We start from the raw sequence: 15801 nt of genomic DNA on the forward strand, positions 1-15801 counted from the left end.
TTCTTAAGGAGAGCAGTGTGATCAAGCGTATTTCCTCGGGCGGCGAGTTTGAGGCCAAGGTCGGATATTGCCGCGCGGTTGTGGCCGGTGGGCTTGTTCATGTCGCGGGCACGGTCGGGCAGGGCGATACGGTAGCCGAACAATGCCGGTCCGCGTTGGGTATCATCGAAAAGGCACTGGCCGAGGCCGGAGCGGGTTTCGCCGACGTGGTTCGGGTCACCTATATGCTGCCGGACCGGATGGAATTTGCGCCGTGCTGGCCAATCCTGGCCGAAATATTCGGAGAGCACCCTCCGGCAGCGACGATGATCGAGTGTGGCCTGATCGACCCCAAATACAGGATCGAAATAGAAGTAACCGCGGTTTTGCCGGAATGACGCAGTTGCGTTGCGTGGTACTGGACCTTGCCCGGCCTTTGGTCCATACCTTCCTTGACTTAAATGCCGGAGGCAACCGATGGGAATACTGAACACTCTATTGCGGGCGGTGACCTGGTGGAATGGGGCGACCCTGAACACACGGATTTTCACCTCGCGCAATGGCATCAAGGTTGGCGAAGACAACGAAGGCAATGTTTTTTACCGCAATGCCGATGATAGCAAGCGCTGGGTCATCTTCAATGGCGAGGTCGAGGCCAGCCGGGTCGATCCGGATTGGCACGGTTGGCTGCACCGTACCTGGGATGAGCCGCCCACCGACAAACCGCTTGCGCACAAGTCCTGGGAAAAACCGCATCAGGAAAACCTGACGGGAACAGCTTTGGCATACATGCCTGCCGGATCGTTGCGCCGGGCCGAACCGGTCGAGCGATCCGACTATGAGGCCTGGAGCCCGGAATAGGCGAGGCGAGCGATGTCTACCCATAACATGACCGAAGTCTTGGTCGGCGGTGTTGTACTGGCATGCGCCGTCGCATTTGGCGTTTATGCCAGCCAATCCACCGGCCTGTCGCAAAACCGCACAGGCTATGAACTGGGCGCATCTTTCCGATCCCTGGAAGGTGTGGGGGTCGGAACAGACGTGCGCTTGGCGGGGGTGAAGATCGGGACTGTAACGGGTGTTGAACTGAACGCCGATACCTATCGTGCCGATACAACCTTCACGATTGCGGATGGTGTCCTGGTGCCGGATGACAGTGCCATCGTGATCTCTTCTGAGGGGTTGCTCGGCGGGAACTTTGTTGAAGTCATGCCCGGCGGTTCGCCCTTCTTTTTTGAACCGGGAGACGTGGTCGAGGATACGCAGGGTGCCGTCAGTCTGATCTCACTGCTGGTCAAGTTTGTGGCCGGAGACGGCAGCGAATGATGCGCGCCGCGCTTTTGGCGCTTATCCTTTTCTCAACCGGCGCAATGGCCCAGCAAAAAGTGGCGTCTGGGCCGGGTGCCATGCTGCGTGGTCTGGACAAGGTCAGTGGCCAGACCGTTGATGTCGAGTTGCAAAGCGGCGAGACGCAGACCATCTTTGGGCTGGATGTCGCTTTGGGCGATTGCAGGTATCCGATTGAAAACCCCACCGGCGATGCGTTTGCCTTCCTGACAATCTGGGAACAGGGCAAGACCGAGCAATTGTTTGACGGCTGGATGATTGCAACCTCGCCCGCGCTGAATGCGCTGGACCATTCCCGTTATGACGTTTGGGTAATCCGCTGTATGAGCCCCTGAGGGGTTTGAGAGATTTCGGCGGAAAAATGAGCGCTGGCATTGACCGCCCTTTCCAGAGCCTGCTGGTAGCGCGCGCGCGGAATCTCAATAGCGCCAAGCGAGGCTAGATGTGCGGTCAGAAACTGCGTGTCGAACAATTGAAATCCGGTCTGACTTAATCGGTCCACCAAATAGGCAAGGGCGATCTTCGACGCATCGGTATGGTACGAAAACATGCTTTCGCCAAAAAACGCGGCACCGAGGGCCACGCCATAGACGCCTCCGACCAATCTGTCTTGGGCGTATACTTCCAGCGAATGGGCATGGCCCGAGCGATGAAGCTGCAGATATAGATCGCGCAGTTCGGCGTTTATCCAGGTGTCCGCGCGGTCTGCGCATCCATCGACAACCCCGGCGAAATCACGATCGATTGAAACAGAATAGTCCGCGTTTCGTATGCGACGGGCCAGGCTTCGGGAAATGTGAAACCCATCCAGCGGAAACACTCCGCGCAGTTTGGGATCAACCCAGAACAGTTCAGCCGCGTCCCGGTGCTCGGCCATCGGAAAGATACCGATGGAATACCCGTGCAGCAGAAGTTCAGGAGACAGGCTCATGATTTTTGGCCGGGCATTGGGTGGGTGTGACCACCCAATGCCGCTGTCTTACTGGGCCATGTTTTGCGCAAGCCAACGCTCCAGCCAGTGAATGTTGTAGTCACCGCTGTGAATGTCGGATTCCTGCAAAAGCGCGTGGAACAGGGGAACCGTGGTGTCGATACCGTCGACGATCAATTCACCCAGCGCGCGTTCCAGCCGCGCCAGCGCTTCGGCCCGGTCACGGCCCTGCACGATCAGCTTGGCAATCAGAGAGTCGTAATAGGGCGGGATCGTATACCCGTCGTAAAGCGCCGAATCCATCCGGACGCCCAGTCCGCCCGGCGCGTGATACGCTGTGATCTTGCCGGGGCAGGGCGAGAAGTTGGGCAGCTTTTCAGCATTGATCCGAACCTCGATGGCGTGGCCGTTGATTTCCAGATCGTCCTGACCGAAGGACATCGGCTCACCTGCGGCGACGCGGATTTGCTCGCGCACCAGATCGACGCCAAAGATACCTTCGGTGACGGGATGTTCTACCTGCAGGCGGGTGTTCATCTCGATGAAATAGAACTCGCCTTTCTCATAGAGAAACTCGATGGTCCCGGCGCCGATGTAGTTAATCTTGGCCACCGCATCTGCGCAGACCTTGCCGATCTTGGCGCGTTCTTCCGGGGTGATGCAGGGGCCGGGGGCCTCTTCAAACACCTTCTGGTGGCGACGCTGCAGCGAACAATCGCGCTCGCCCAGATGTACGGCCTTGCCTTTGCCGTCGCCGAACACCTGAATCTCGATGTGGCGCGGCGTGGTCAGGTATTTCTCGATATAGACCTCGTCGTTGCCAAAGGCGGCCTTGCCCTCGGCGCGCGCGGTCATGAAGGCGCTTTCCATCTCGTCGGCATTCATCGCGACTTTCATGCCGCGCCCGCCGCCACCGGCGGTGGCCTTGATGATGACGGGATAGCCGAATTCCTCGCCGATCTGCTTGGCTGTTGCCAGATCAGGCACTCCGCCATCCGATCCCGGAACGCAGGGCACGCCCAGGGCTTTCATCGTATCCTTGGCGGTGATCTTGTCGCCCATGATGCGGATATGTTCCGCAGTGGGGCCGATGAAGGTAATGCCGTGGTCCTCGACGATCTGCACGAACTCGGCATTCTCGGACAAGAAGCCATAGCCGGGGTGAATGGCCTGCGCGCCGGTGATTTCACAGGCCGATATGATCGCAGGCATCGACAGGTAGCTTTGCGGGCTGGGCGGAGGGCCGATACACACCGATTCGTCCGCCATACGCACATGCATGGCGTCGCTGTCAGCGGTAGAATGCACGGCGACCGTCTTAATCCCCATCTCGCGCGCGGCACGGATCACGCGCAGGGCGATCTCGCCTCGGTTGGCAATCAGGATCTTGTCGAACATGGGCCCGCCTTACTCGATGATGGCCAGAGGGGTGCCGAATTCCACAGCGTCGCCATCGCCGACCAGAATACGTTTGACTGTACCCGACTTGGGGGCGTGGATGTGGTTCATGGTCTTCATCGCCTCGACAATCAGCAACGTGTCGCCTTCGGACACGGATGCCCCGACAGAGATGAAAGAGGGTGCACCGGGTTCGGCCTGCATGTAGACAGTGCCAACCATTGGCGACGTCACGGCGCCGGGGTGGCTGGCGGGATCTTCGGCAGCGGCGGGCGCTTCCGCAGGGGCCGGAGCCGCAGCAGCAACGGGGGCGGCAGCGACCGGTGCAGTGGCCGGAACGGTCATCTGAACCGGGGCAGGCACGGCCTGCGACATGCGGCTGACGCGTACGTTCAGGCTGTCTTCCTCGCCATACTCGCGCTTGACCTGCAATTCGGTCAGGTCATTTTCGCGCAACAGTTCGGCCAATGCCTTGATGAACGCCACATCCGCTTCGTGCTTGGTATCTGTCATGAGTGTCCTCGACGGTTCCCCTTTGGCCCGTCTGTTTCGTGCGGGCTTTGGTCTGATTAGGCAGCGTTATAAGCCATGCGCACGGTCATGAAAAGTGCCGTCTCGCCCTTCTAAATTGGGGTTTTATTCGGAAACGTGAGGGGGTGAGGCGCTTATAATGGCATCCCCGACAATTTGGCGACAAGCTCGGGCAGTTTCCGGGCGCCGAACTTCTCCAGAAGCCGCGCGCGGTAGGCCTCGATGGTGCGATAGCTCAGGCCCAGTTCGCCGCCGATCTCCTTGGCGGATAGCCCCCGGCACGACAGGATGGCCACTTCGCGTTCCCGCGCGGTCAACTCGACCAGTGGCCGTTCTTCGGAGATGTCAGAAAAGCTCCAGATTCCATGTCGAAACGGGTCATCAGGCGTCAGCGAGCGTCCGCGCGCCCGGCACCAGAACAGATCGCCATTGCGCCGACGCATGACGCGTTCATCCGTGTAATACCCGGTATCGCGCATCACCTGCAGACTGCGTGCGCCAATGCGCTCCCAGTCGGCCACGGACGGGTAGAGATGCAGCAGCGGCATGTTGCGATATTCCGCTTCTTCGCCGCCAAAGGTGCGCGCGAATTGCAGATTGCAACGCCGGATGATCCGGTTTTCCAGTTCGACAAGGCCGATCGGCGCGTATTCGAATGCAGGGTCGCTCATTTCTGTATCGTGCCGGGATTTGTGGTGAAAATGAAGTGGAATGAAGAAATAGATCGAACGGGGATGCCTGTTGGTGAATATTAAACGAAACGCAAGGTACGGTATAGCTTGTTAATTGTGTAAAGACCGGTTGAAAATATTGCCCTAAACTTCTTTTATTAATAATTTTATCAGAAAACAAATCTGGGATATACAGTAGCGGCAACCGATGGGAGGGTGCTGCAATTCGGGGTGTATTGACAGGAAGCCGTATCAGGGAACGTCGGCAGATTGCTGGTATGCGCCAGTCCGAACTTGCCCGGCAGGTCGGCATTTCGGCCTCTTACCTGAATCTGATCGAACACAATCGACGCCGGATCGGCGGTAAGCTGTTGGTCGATATAGCGTCAGTTTTGATGGTGGAACCTTCGGTACTGACGCAAGGTATCGAGGCCACGCTGATTTCAGCCCTGCGGGAGGCTGCGGCGGAATCGGTCGGCCATTCCGCCGAAATTGACGGGCTGGAAGAATTTGCCGGTCGCTTTCCTGGGTGGGCGAAGGTGCTGGCACAGATGCATCGGCGGGTCGTGTCGCTTGAACGCACAGTCGAAACACTGTCCGATCGCCTGACGCATGATCCGCACCTGGCCGCATCTATGCACGAGGTTCTGTCAACGGCAGCAGCGATTCGATCCACGGCAGCCATTCTGGTCGACACCCGGGATATCGAGGCCGAGTGGCAGGACCGATTTCATCGAAATCTGCATCAGGATGCAGAGCGTCTGGCCGACAGTTCAAAGGCGTTGGTGGCCTATCTGGATGACAACGACTCGGCAAACGATCGCCGGGGTGTGCCGCTGGAAGAAGCCGAGGCGTTCTTTTCGGATCATGCGCATCATTTCCCGATGATCGAAGAGAACGGAGCGACCGGCGAAATAGACCTCAACGCGCTTGATTCTGGTGCCGCCAAGGCCGTCACGCGCGATCTTCTGGGGCTTTATGCACGGGACGCAAAGGCCCTGCCGCTTGAGCTACTGAAGGCAGCCCTGGCTGATACGGGAACAGATCCGCTGAAACTGGCGGCCCGGTTTTCGGTCGACCACGCCACGGTATTGCGCAGGCTGGCCTTTTTGCCCAAGGACACGCTGACCCGCCCGACAGGCCTAGTGATCTGCGACGCCTCGGGAAGCATCCTTTTCTTCAAGCCGGTACAAGGGTTTGCCTTGCCGCGATACGGCGAAGCCTGCCCGCTGTGGCCGTTGTATCAGGCGTTGAACCGGCCATTGGTGCCGATCCGCAGGCGTGTTCTGCAACTTGGCAGAACAGCGGCAGAATTCGAGTGTCACGCGGTGGCCTGGCCCCACAGCATATCGGGACACGAGGACGGGCCGGACTACCGGTCTGTCATGCTGGTGCAACCGGTCGAGTTTGTCGGAGACACAAGTAATGCAAGTGTCCGCGCCGGTCCCGGCTGCCGTGTGTGTCCAAACCCGGAGTGCGGATCGCGCCGCGAACCGTCGATTCTGAGTGAAGGTTTTTGACAGTTTCGTAACATAGCGCTTAATCTGAATGTGACAGGTCGCCGGGCGCGTGGCCGGTCTCGGGGAGGAATTGCAAATATGAGCCGTAAGGTTCTGTTGATTGAGGATGAGCCGAACATTGCTGAGGCCATTCGGTTTTTGCTGACGCGTGAAGGCTGGCAGGTCGAAACCCATGCCGAGGGTACGGATGCGGTTGAAGTGATTCAGGGGGCAAACCCTGATCTGGTGATACTGGACGTGATGTTGCCGGGGAAAAACGGCATGGACATCCTGCGGGATTTACGCGAGCTGGACGAGATGAAAGCTCTGCCGGTCCTGATGCTGACTGCGCGGGGCCAGTCCCGTGACCGCGAGATGGCTGAAAATGCCGGGGTCAGCCGGTTCATGACCAAGCCGTTTTCCAATGCCGAAGTTCTGACAGCGGTGCGGGACCTGCACGCACAGGCCACCCGGACATGAGCCAGAGCGAAGACCATCAGCCGTCAGCGGGGCGGTCTTCGCTGTTTCTTGAACGTCAGGGCTATCGTCGGCGCAGGCTGATGGATGCGGCCCGGTTGCTGCCCGTTCTGGGTGGCGCCCTTGTTGCAATCCCGCTGCTATGGCCCTCGGTAGATCGCGCCGGGGCCGGTGTGCCATTGTCCTCGGCCATCTATTACATCTTTGCCTGCTGGGGGCTGCTTATTCTGGCCAGTGTGGGATTTGGATATGCGGCCAGGCGTTTGTCCCGGCGCGACGAAACCGAGGCGGATACGGATCAATGGCAACGCTGAACGTCCTGATCCTGGTCTGCTTGGGCTATGTCGTGTTGCTGTTTGGCGTTGCGTTCGCTGCCGACAGAATGGCGGCAGCGGGCAAGGGCAAATGGCTGCGTTCACCGCTGATATATACGCTGTCCCTGTCGATCTACTGCACCGCTTGGACCTTCTACGGTGCGGTCGGAAACGCAGCCCGTTCGGGGCTGGAATTCGTGACCATATATCTGGGCCCGACACTGGTGATGATCGGTTGGTGGTGGGGCCTGCGCAAATTGGTCCGGGTCGGACGCAGTCAGCGTGTGACTTCGATCGCGGACCTGATCTCCTCCCGCTACGGCAAGTCGAACACGCTGGCCATCTGCGTGACTATTCTGGCGGTACTGGGCGGCACGCCCTACATCGCGTTGCAATTGCAGTCGATAACCCTGTCCTTTTCCATTTTTGCCGAAGCGGACCCCTCGGGCCTCTATCGCGAAGGTTCCAGTGTATTCTGGGTCGCGGCAGGTCTTGCCGTTTTTGCCATCCTGTTCGGCACACGCAACCTGGACGCGAACGAGCGACACCACGGTGTGGTGACGGCCATCGCGTTGGAATCCGTGGTAAAACTGTTCGCTCTGCTTGCCGTCGGTGCGTTTGTGGTCTGGGGCGTTGCGGGGGGGATCTCCCCGATGATGGAGCGTATCGACGCGTCGGATATCGGTCGATGGAACGTGGATGCGGGCCGATGGACCACTTTTGTTTTCCTGTCCGCCGCTGCCTTTGTCTGTCTGCCGCGCATGTTCCAGGTCATGGTGGTGGAAAACGATGACGAAAGTCATCTGCGAACCGCTGCATGGGCATTTCCGCTGTATCTGCTGCTGATGAGTCTGTTTGTCGTTCCGATTGCCGTTGTGGGGCTGGATCTGTTGCCCGAAGGCTCGAACCCGGACCTGTTCGTTCTGACCGTGCCGCTGTCGCAGGGCAATGACTGGCTGGCGATGCTGTCCTTTATCGGCGGGTTCTCCTCAGCCACGTCGATGGTGATCGTGACTGCGATGGCGCTATCGACCATGTTATCGAACCATATCGTCATGCCGATTTGGCTGAGCACCCAGGAAGGTTCCGGTTCGGTTTCGGGTGACGTGCGCAACGTGGTGTTGATGTCCCGCCGGGTGTCCATCGCAGCCCTGATGGCGCTGGGCTACTTTTACTACCGGCTGTCGGGGGGCGGGGCGGCTTTGGCCTCGATCGGTCTGATTGCTTTTGCGGGTGTATCCCAGATTCTGCCGGCAATGGTCGGCGGCCTGTTCTGGCGCGGTGCCACTCGAACCGGAGCACTTGCCGGGCTCAGCGTTGGGTTCGTCCTCTGGATCTATACCCTGCTTCTGCCGGGAATGGGCGGCGCCATAATGCCTGACAGCGTTGTGCAGAACGGGCTGTTCGGTTGGGGCTGGCTGCGGCCACAGGCGCTGTTCGGGATCGAGGGGATCGACCCGATGGTGCATTCCGTCCTGTGGTCCATGTCGCTGAACACCGTTGCCTTCTGTATCGCCTCGCTGCTGAGCTTTCCCAGCCCGCTTGAACGCCTGCAGGGTGCGCAGTTCGTCAATGTCTTTGATCACTCTGTCGCGCCGGGTGGCTGGACAGGTTCAGTTGCTCAAAGCGAAGATCTGATGATCATGACCCAGCGGATTCTGGGTGCGGGTCCCGCGCAGGAGTTCTTTCAGTCCGAGGCCAGACAACAGGGCGGGCGCGCCGATCTGCCTGAACCGACGCCGGGGTTTCTGGAACGGCTGGAACGCGAGTTGAGCGGTTCGGTTGGTGCCGCTACAGCCCATGCCATGATCGGACAGATCGTTGGCGGTGCATCGGTTTCCGTCGAAGATCTGCTGGCGGTCGCGGACGAATCCGCGGAACTGCTGGAATATTCCAGCAAGCTTGAGGAGAAGTCCGCAGAACTCAGCCGCACGGCGCGGAAACTGCGCGAAGCCAACACGAAGCTGACGCAGATTTCCGAGCAAAAGGACACGTTCCTCAGTCAGGTCAGCCACGAATTGCGTACGCCAATGACCTCGATCCGGGCTTTTTCCGAGATCATGCGTGACACGGACGGGCTGAAGCGCGAGGAACAGACCCGATATGCCGCGATCATTCATGACGAGGCGTTGCGTTTGACGCGTTTGCTGGACGATCTGCTGGATCTGAGTGTTCTTGAAAGTGGCAAGGTCAGTCTGAATATGGGGGACGACACGCTGCGCTCGGTCCTGGATCGAGCGGTCGCCAGCGCGCTTGCGGGAACCGAAAAGACTCTGAGTGTGCGGCGGGTGCGTGGCGCTGAACGGATTCCGCTGCACACGGATCTGGACCGCCTCGCCCAGGTGTTCATCAACCTGATTTCGAACGCTCAGAAATACTGCGACGCGACCGATCCGGAACTGACGATTTCGGCTCATGACATTGGCGGTCAGGTGGTGATTGACTTCGTGGACAATGGCACTGGCATCCCCCCCGAAGCGCGTTCGGTTGTGTTCGAGAAATTTGCCCGCGTAGGGGTCGAAAAGGCCCAGGGGGCGGGGTTGGGTCTGGCGATCTGCCGCGAGATCGTGCAGCGGCTGGGCGGCGAGATCAACTATCTCGCGGGGCAGGGCGGGGCGGCGTTCCGGGTCAGCCTGCCGCTGGCCTACCGGCAGGCTGCGCAATAACGGCCGTCTAAAGACATTCGTAACTTTGGTTGGGTTACACCTGAACCTGGAATTCGGAATAAGGTGGCGAACAGGGCGATGACACAACCCGTCAATGCGGCTTTGGCGCGTAAGCTTGCAATCAGGCCGACCGAACCCGACGACACGCCCCGACCGGTGCTGCGGGCCCTCCGACTGGCACTGGCCAGGGCTGCGGGCGAACAATGGAACCTACCACTAACTGTAATCGGCGCAAAACAGACGACCTGCCCGCAGGACGGGTTGGCTGACCTGATAGGGAAAGACTGGCTTTTGCTGTTGTTTCGGGCGGAAAATGGGGTCATGGCTGCCGTTTGTCTGAACCCCGGCGCTGTGTCCGCGATCGTGCAGGCGCAAGCCTTCGGTGAGGTGCTGCCGGGTGAACCTCAGCCGCGCCCTTTCACTGAAACAGATGCGGCCATGGTGGCACCTCTGATCGAAGATACGCTGGCTCGGTCCGTCGATCTGGTCGCCTTGGCGTCCGATCAGGCGAGCCTGTCGGGGTTTGAGTTTGCTTCCCGCCTGCCGGATACACGGGCCTTGTCACTGGCGTTGGTGGAAGACAGATACCGCCTTTTCGACCTGACTGTGGAGCTGGGCGGAGGGGCGCGGCAAGGTCAGATGTGCTTTCTGCAACCCGAGCCAGCACTGGTTGTGGAAACCGGTGACGCGGCCATTCAGAAAACAGGGCCCCGACTGGATCAGGCGATCGGCGTTTTACGGGCTGAACTGAACTCCGTGATCTGCCGGATGTCGCTGCCCCTGACGACATTGTCGGTATTAAAGGTGGGCGATGTTGTTCCCCTGACCGGCGCAAGGCTGGACCGTACCAGGCTCCTGACAATTGACAAAAGCCCCGTCGCTGTCGGTCGTCTGGGTCAATGTGGGGGAATGCGCGCGGTGCGGCTGAATGAGCAAGGAATTACACCCGTTCCCGCCGATGCAGCAGCGTTGCCATTTCTTGAAAGCAAGCCCGACGAAAAACAGTCGATCCCCAAAGATCCAACCGCACAAGTCGATGCGGTTGAGGCCTCCTCGCCAAGAGACACGCGTTTGCTGACATCAGCCGATGCGGAACTGAATTTTGAGGATGCCGATCAAATGGCCGCCGAGATATCCAAGCTTGCTGGATTGACCGGGCCGGAAACCGACCCGGGCCATAATTTCTGATCAGCTTTTTTCCTGGCGGATGTGATCCAATGCCGGACGCAGGTTTTCCAGCATGTAACCTGCATTGGTTGTGGCGGACAGGATGTCATCCGTGCTCATCCGATCGCATTGCCCCAGCGCCCAGACCACCGAGCATCGCGTGCCTGATGCGCAATAAGCCAGAACCGGCCCGCTGCAGCTTTCCGCCAGTTCACGTTGAAGCGCCACGTTCTCGGGGGTCATGGTCTGGTGTGTCAGTTCCAGAACCTCGTATTCCATCCCTGCATCGCGAACTGCCTGTCCGATGGCGTCAGACTGCATGTTCGCCGGAACTTCGATGTTGGGCCTGTTGCAGATGACTTTGACAAATCCTGCCGCAGCGATAGCTGGCACATCCTCGACCGTGATTTGTGGCGAGACGGCATAGCGGGGGGTGATTGGTCGAATCTCCATTCTGATTGCTTAGGCCGGGTTTGCGGTTCTGTCCAGTTGCGAACCAAGGGTTGGAGCCATCAACATACCCGTGATCATTGCCACCATGAACACAACGCCGCCAACCCCGCCGTAGCTGAGCGACGCAATGGCCGGGCCCGGGCACAATCCGGCCAGCCCCCAGCCGGCCCCGAACAGAACCGATCCCACGATCAGACGGCGATCCAGTTCCGATGACGGTGCGGTCGGAAACTGCCCACCCACCAGAGGTGCGCGGTTGGTCGTCAGCTGCCAGGCAACCAACATAGGCAGAATTGCACCTCCCATCACAAAGGCCAGGGTCGGATCCCAATTGCCGAACACGTCCAGCCAGCCTTGCACCTTGGTGGTGTCCGTCATGCCCGAGATCAGAAGACCCGCGCCGAAAAGGGATCCGGCAATCAGAGAAATCAGAACGCGCATCAGATCACCCCCCAGACGTGCCGCAGCAGGGCAATCGTCAGCCCGCCCGCGGCGATGTAGACAATCGTGGCAACGATTCCACGCGCAGAAAATCGCGAGATGCCGCACACACCGTGCCCGGAGGTGCAGCCGTTCGCGATCCGGGTGCCGACGCCAACCAGAAGGCCGGCGGCTATCACAACCGCGATGTTTCCGGTCAGATGGGTTTCAGCTTGCGGATTCATCAAGGGGCGAAGCAATGCCGGTATGGCGACAACACCGGCGATGAACGCCAAACGCTCGGTCATTCTGCCGCTGCGATCCACCAACCCGCCAAGGATACCGCTGGCGCCCATGATGCGGCCGTTTCCCAACAGATAAACCGCTGCGCCAAGCCCGATCAGAAGGCCTCCGGCGAGGCCCCATATCCAGTCTGCATTCATGTTGTTTTGCCTTCTTCTAAGCGCCTGTACGCGTCAAAGCTTGTTGAGGGGCAGCTTCAGAAACACGTCGCCTTTTTCGTCCGCAGGCGGCATCTGCCCGGCCCGCATATTGACCTGTAGCGATGGCAGGATCAGCCGGGGCATCGCCAGTGTCGCATCCCGCGCATCCCGCATTTCCACGAATTCTTCGATGCTGCGTCCCTGTCCGATATGTACGTTCAGCGCCTTTTGCTCGCCCACCGTCGTTTCCCAGGCAAACTCATCGCGTCCGGGTGCCTTGTAGTCGTGCCCGACGAAAATCCGGGTTTCATCCGGCAAAGACAGGATTTTCTGGATCGAGGCATACAGCATTTCCGAGGAGCCGCCTGGAAAATCGCAACGTGCGGTTCCGAAATCGGGCATGAACAGGGTGTCCCCGACAAAAGCTGCGTCACCGATCACATAGGTCATGCAAGCCGGGGTGTGCCCGGGCGTATGCAGAACGTCGCCCCGCATCTGGCCGATGTGAAAGCTGTCATTTTCCGAGAACAGAGCGTCGAACTGACTGCCGTCGCGTTGGAATTCCGTACCTTCATTGAACACCTTGCCGAACGTGTCCTGCACCGTGACGATCTGGGCGCCTATCCCGATCTTTCCGCCCAACTCCTGCTGCAGATAGGGCGCGGCCGACAGGTGATCCGCATGCACATGGCTTTCCAGAATCCATTCGACTTTCAGTCCGCCGGACCGGACGTATTCGATGATCCGGTCCGCCGAACCCGTGCCGGTCCGCCCCGATGCATGGTCAAAATCCAGCACGCTGTCGATAATGGCGCACGCTGTGCCTTCGGGCTCTTGCACGACATAGGATACGGTGAATGTATCCGGATCGAAAAAGGCTTTCACTACTGGTGTCATGCACACCCCCATTAAACGTATCATTTATCATATAGTAAATTCGGAATGTGATGCAATCATCAATTCCTTGTTGATGTCGGTCAAGGCATTCTGACTCGGAACCGCATAAAATTCATGCAGTGCGCGCAAAGTGGCGAAATCTTCCCCGGGAACCGGCGGGAATCCGCAACCTTGGGTGGAAATGTTCCGAAAGTCGCAATACCGTTACTTACTACGCATATCTGCAAGACTGGCACCATTTGGGAGGATGGAAATGTCGAAACAGAATCTCTACTCAGAAGCTGAACAACTGGAGCGTCAATTGCAGGGTGCATGCCTTGAAACACGACTGGCCCTTCAGCCCTCCGTCAGCAAAATGATTGACCGTCTGCATCAGCGGGGGCTGCATGTGCCGTCCCGCCTGAAGCGTCTGGATGCGTCGCTGTGCGAAGACGCTATGGAAGCGCGCTTCGACAACCTGCCAGTCTGAGCTTAGTTGGTCATCCGAACGAGATGCCGAGGATGACCAGCATCAGCCCGATCACCGATAAAAACAATGAGGCGAGGTTCCACGGCAGAACGCTTTGAACAGCCGCGCGCAATTCATCATCCGAAAGGCCGGCCTTGCGCGCCTTCATCACGCGCAGAATGCACCAGACCAGCCCGGCCAGCCCCGCCAGCGAAAGAGCGGCCCCGCTCCATGTGATGAGTTCGAACATGGGTTTCCACATATTGCCTTTTTCTCAAGCTGCGCTTAGCGGATCAGGCCGGATGGCACAAGCCTGGCCCGCTATTGGGTGCTTGCGGCCCGGACGGCACCGATGTATCCGGCATATTGCCCGAAGTCACAGCATCAGACCGCAGCCTCTTGGAGAGACGTAAATGGAAGACATGACCGAAGATCAGGCCACCGCCAACTACCGTGTGACGGCGGGTGAATTGCGCCAGTTCATCGAACGGTTCGAGCGCCTCGATGCCGAGAAAAAAGACATTGCCGAACAGCAAAAAGAGGTGATGGCAGAAGCCAAGGCGCGCGGCTACGACACCAAGGTCATGCGCAAGGTAATCGCGCTGCGCAAACGGGACAAGGACGACATCGCCGAGGAAGAGGCGGTTCTTGAAATGTACAAAGAAGCTTTGGGTATGAGCTAGGCTCAGAACCACGGGGTTCTGTGCTGCCATTCTGCTCGGGTCTTAGGGGGAAGCCTGCGAATTTCGGGCTGTCGCAGCGTTCAGGCGCAGTGTGGGTCTTCAATCCTTGCTAACATAAATCATCAAACCCAATACGAGGTTCACCCGCGGTGGTAGCAACCCATACCGGATGACTGCTACCCTCGGCAGACCATCAGGGTTTCAGAAAGCGAATGTCCGGCATGGATTGAATTCGGGCCAGGTCCTGTTCGTAAAGCTCGGAAAACGCTTCGACTATATCTGCGCTCCAGCCGGGCAATTCCAACTCCTCTTCAACCTCTTCAGGCGATGCGTGTGTTTCAAAGATCCCGGCCAGTTCCTCACGCAGATCATGTTTGTCGGGCTGAGGGTCCTGACGGATCAGCGCCAGAACCTCGCGCTTGCCGGGTTCCGTCAGCAGGGAAGAGAGGAAGGCATATTCATCCTGCATCACCACATCGTCGTCTAGCCCGGCCATCGCGCGCAGCACATCCCCCCAGATCAGAGGCGTATCCTCATTGCACCAAAGCGTTATTCCGACACCGGGTGCGAGATCGCGAATATCTTCTATCGTGCTGAGCCAACTCAGGCAGCTCAGATCGGTGTCCCGGAGGATCTGATCGCGACGGTCTTGCGGAAGTGCCGCCAGGGTTTTCGGAATGAAGCTTGCGGGATTGATCAGCCCGAAAAACAGCTCGACCTGATTATTGGGGAAGGCGTGTTCCAGGATGGCCATGCGTTGCCCGGCCGCAGGATAGAACTGCCCATCCTTTATGGACTCGACCGGCTCACCGATGAAATCCGGGCTGGTGAATATTGTACGCTGAGTGTTTTCGTCATCCGGCAGTATTTCCATAAGCCGGACAAGCTCATCAGTGGAAACCGGATGCGATCCTATCGCGTTGAACACAGGCCGAAAAACCTGTCGATAGCGCCGTGGTCCAACCAGAGACACCCCATGCGCAGACAGGATGTTCAAATTCGCCTGCAATGAGTTCAGCAGCCGACCATCGTCCGCAAAAGCTCCGCCTGCGTGAATGACAACCTGCATCTTTCCGTTTCAGCCCTTGCATCCCCATTGTGCCCCGTCGGGTTACAGCCTGCAGCAACCACAGTCAAATTCACAACGGGGGAACAGAGGTGCAGTTATTAAAACGTTCTGGGATAGATTTCTATGCGGGCGAAAATTGTGGGTTGCAGTCCCTTTCCGGAGAGAGTAATCGGACGCCAGCGCCCCTATAGCTCAGCTGGTAGAGCAACTGATTTGTAATCAGTAGGTCCGCGGTTCGAGTCCGTGTGGGGGCACCACTTTACATGATAAGATGCTGTAATATAATGATTTTCATGGCGGGATCTTGTGTATCCCCTGATTTATCCCCTGTTTTTCTGTTGATGGATATGAGCCCAGATTTTCTCGCCATCGATTCCCTTGATACGCATTCTTCTAATAAGATTGATG

The 15801-nt window shown here is 58.5% G+C and carries 21 protein-coding genes and 1 tRNA gene; 12 read left to right on the forward strand and 10 right to left on the reverse strand.

Going from position 1 to position 15801, the window contains the following annotated elements; translation table 11 throughout:
- Positions 1-17: 17 nt before the first annotated feature.
- The 4 genes from ACR0JW_RS13170 to ACR0JW_RS13185 all read left to right on the forward strand — a co-directional run bounded on the left by ACR0JW_RS13170 (position 18) and on the right by ACR0JW_RS13185 (position 1661).
- Positions 18-377 (forward strand): RidA family protein, encoded by a 360-nt coding sequence (locus tag ACR0JW_RS13170; RefSeq protein ID WP_480714027.1) that lies wholly within the window; start codon positions 18-20, stop codon positions 375-377.
- 79 nt (positions 378-456) lie between these two features.
- Positions 457-840 (forward strand): NADH:ubiquinone oxidoreductase subunit NDUFA12, encoded by a 384-nt coding sequence (locus ACR0JW_RS13175; protein ID WP_170680842.1) that lies wholly within the window; start codon positions 457-459, stop codon positions 838-840.
- A 12-nt stretch (positions 841-852) separates the two neighbouring features.
- Entirely contained in the window at positions 853-1305 is a 453-nt protein-coding gene (gene mlaD / locus ACR0JW_RS13180; protein ID WP_170614697.1) for an outer membrane lipid asymmetry maintenance protein MlaD, read from the forward strand.
- Complete coding sequence (locus tag ACR0JW_RS13185; RefSeq protein ID WP_480714028.1) at positions 1302-1661, forward strand: DUF2155 domain-containing protein; 360 nt, start codon at positions 1302-1304, stop codon at positions 1659-1661. Before mlaD ends, ACR0JW_RS13185 begins: the two co-directional genes overlap by 4 nt.
- Here ACR0JW_RS13185 and aat read toward each other — a convergent pair.
- The 4 genes from aat to ACR0JW_RS13205 all read right to left on the reverse strand — a co-directional run bounded on the left by aat (position 1625) and on the right by ACR0JW_RS13205 (position 4857).
- Positions 1625-2257 (reverse strand): leucyl/phenylalanyl-tRNA--protein transferase, encoded by a 633-nt coding sequence (gene aat, locus ACR0JW_RS13190; protein ID WP_170680838.1) that lies wholly within the window; start codon positions 2255-2257, stop codon positions 1625-1627. The genes ACR0JW_RS13185 and aat overlap by 37 nt on opposite strands.
- 48 nt (positions 2258-2305) lie before the next feature.
- Positions 2306-3655 (reverse strand): acetyl-CoA carboxylase biotin carboxylase subunit, encoded by a 1350-nt coding sequence (gene accC, locus ACR0JW_RS13195; protein ID WP_170680835.1) that lies wholly within the window; start codon positions 3653-3655, stop codon positions 2306-2308.
- 9 nt (positions 3656-3664) lie between these two features.
- Entirely contained in the window at positions 3665-4168 is a 504-nt protein-coding gene (gene accB / locus ACR0JW_RS13200) for an acetyl-CoA carboxylase biotin carboxyl carrier protein (protein ID WP_480714029.1), read from the reverse strand.
- A gap of 152 nt (positions 4169-4320) precedes the next feature.
- Positions 4321-4857, reverse strand: coding sequence for a LuxR C-terminal-related transcriptional regulator (locus ACR0JW_RS13205; protein WP_170614692.1), 537 nt, complete (start codon positions 4855-4857; stop codon positions 4321-4323).
- Between the two features lie 278 nt (positions 4858-5135).
- On the opposite strand from ACR0JW_RS13205, the gene ACR0JW_RS13210 reads away from it, so the two are divergent.
- From ACR0JW_RS13210 to ACR0JW_RS13230, 5 genes are all read left to right on the forward strand, one after another.
- A complete protein-coding gene (locus ACR0JW_RS13210; protein WP_480714030.1) occupies positions 5136-6377 on the forward strand; it encodes a short-chain fatty acyl-CoA regulator family protein in 1242 nt (413 codons plus the stop codon).
- Positions 6378-6455: 78 nt separating this feature from the next.
- A complete protein-coding gene (locus ACR0JW_RS13215; protein WP_170680831.1) occupies positions 6456-6836 on the forward strand; it encodes a response regulator transcription factor in 381 nt (126 codons plus the stop codon).
- Positions 6833-7147, forward strand: coding sequence for a hypothetical protein (locus tag ACR0JW_RS13220; RefSeq protein ID WP_170680829.1), 315 nt, complete (start codon positions 6833-6835; stop codon positions 7145-7147). Before ACR0JW_RS13215 ends, ACR0JW_RS13220 begins: the two co-directional genes overlap by 4 nt.
- Positions 7135-9813: an ATP-binding protein gene (locus tag ACR0JW_RS13225; RefSeq protein WP_170680827.1), complete on the forward strand. Its 2679-nt coding sequence runs from the start codon at positions 7135-7137 to the stop codon at positions 9811-9813. Before ACR0JW_RS13220 ends, ACR0JW_RS13225 begins: the two co-directional genes overlap by 13 nt.
- Before the next feature lie 78 nt (positions 9814-9891).
- Positions 9892-11001 carry a flagellar motor switch protein FliM gene (locus ACR0JW_RS13230; RefSeq protein WP_170680825.1) on the forward strand — a complete coding sequence of 370 codons (1110 nt, stop codon included), beginning with the start codon at positions 9892-9894 and terminating at the stop codon, positions 10999-11001.
- On the opposite strand, the gene ACR0JW_RS13235 is transcribed toward ACR0JW_RS13230, so the two are convergent.
- From ACR0JW_RS13235 to ACR0JW_RS13250, 4 genes are read right to left on the reverse strand one after another with little or no spacing between them, the layout of a single operon-like run.
- Complete coding sequence (locus ACR0JW_RS13235; RefSeq protein WP_170680823.1) at positions 11002-11433, reverse strand: TIGR01244 family sulfur transferase; 432 nt, start codon at positions 11431-11433, stop codon at positions 11002-11004.
- A gap of 9 nt (positions 11434-11442) precedes the next feature.
- Entirely contained in the window at positions 11443-11874 is a 432-nt protein-coding gene (locus ACR0JW_RS13240) for a DUF6691 family protein (RefSeq protein ID WP_170680821.1), read from the reverse strand.
- Complete coding sequence (locus ACR0JW_RS13245) at positions 11874-12296, reverse strand: YeeE/YedE thiosulfate transporter family protein (protein WP_170680819.1); 423 nt, start codon at positions 12294-12296, stop codon at positions 11874-11876. Before ACR0JW_RS13245 ends, ACR0JW_RS13240 begins: the two co-directional genes overlap by 1 nt.
- A gap of 33 nt (positions 12297-12329) precedes the next feature.
- Entirely contained in the window at positions 12330-13193 is an 864-nt protein-coding gene (locus ACR0JW_RS13250; protein ID WP_170619544.1) for an MBL fold metallo-hydrolase, read from the reverse strand.
- Between the two features lie 253 nt (positions 13194-13446).
- On the opposite strand from ACR0JW_RS13250, the gene ACR0JW_RS13255 reads away from it, so the two are divergent.
- Positions 13447-13662, forward strand: coding sequence for a hypothetical protein (locus ACR0JW_RS13255; protein ID WP_170614683.1), 216 nt, complete (start codon positions 13447-13449; stop codon positions 13660-13662).
- A gap of 10 nt (positions 13663-13672) precedes the next feature.
- Here the strand turns inward: ACR0JW_RS13255 and ACR0JW_RS13260 are convergent, their stop codons facing one another.
- Positions 13673-13891 (reverse strand): hypothetical protein, encoded by a 219-nt coding sequence (locus ACR0JW_RS13260; protein ID WP_170614682.1) that lies wholly within the window; start codon positions 13889-13891, stop codon positions 13673-13675.
- A gap of 163 nt (positions 13892-14054) precedes the next feature.
- Here ACR0JW_RS13260 and ACR0JW_RS13265 point away from each other — a divergent pair, with 163 nt between their 5' ends.
- The gene (locus ACR0JW_RS13265) at positions 14055-14324 is read left to right on the forward strand and encodes a DUF2312 domain-containing protein (RefSeq protein ID WP_170614681.1); all 270 of its coding nucleotides are present in this window, start codon (positions 14055-14057) and stop codon (positions 14322-14324) included.
- Positions 14325-14517: 193 nt separating this feature from the next.
- Here the strand turns inward: ACR0JW_RS13265 and ACR0JW_RS13270 are convergent, their stop codons facing one another.
- On the reverse strand, positions 14518-15393 hold the full coding sequence (locus tag ACR0JW_RS13270; protein WP_480714031.1) for a hypothetical protein: 876 nt from the start codon (positions 15391-15393) through the stop codon (positions 14518-14520).
- Between the two features lie 181 nt (positions 15394-15574).
- On the opposite strand from ACR0JW_RS13270, the gene ACR0JW_RS13275 reads away from it, so the two are divergent.
- Positions 15575-15650, forward strand: a tRNA-Thr gene (locus ACR0JW_RS13275).
- Positions 15651-15801: the final 151 nt, after the last annotated feature.

Source organism: Ruegeria sp. BG6, assembly GCF_056538465.1.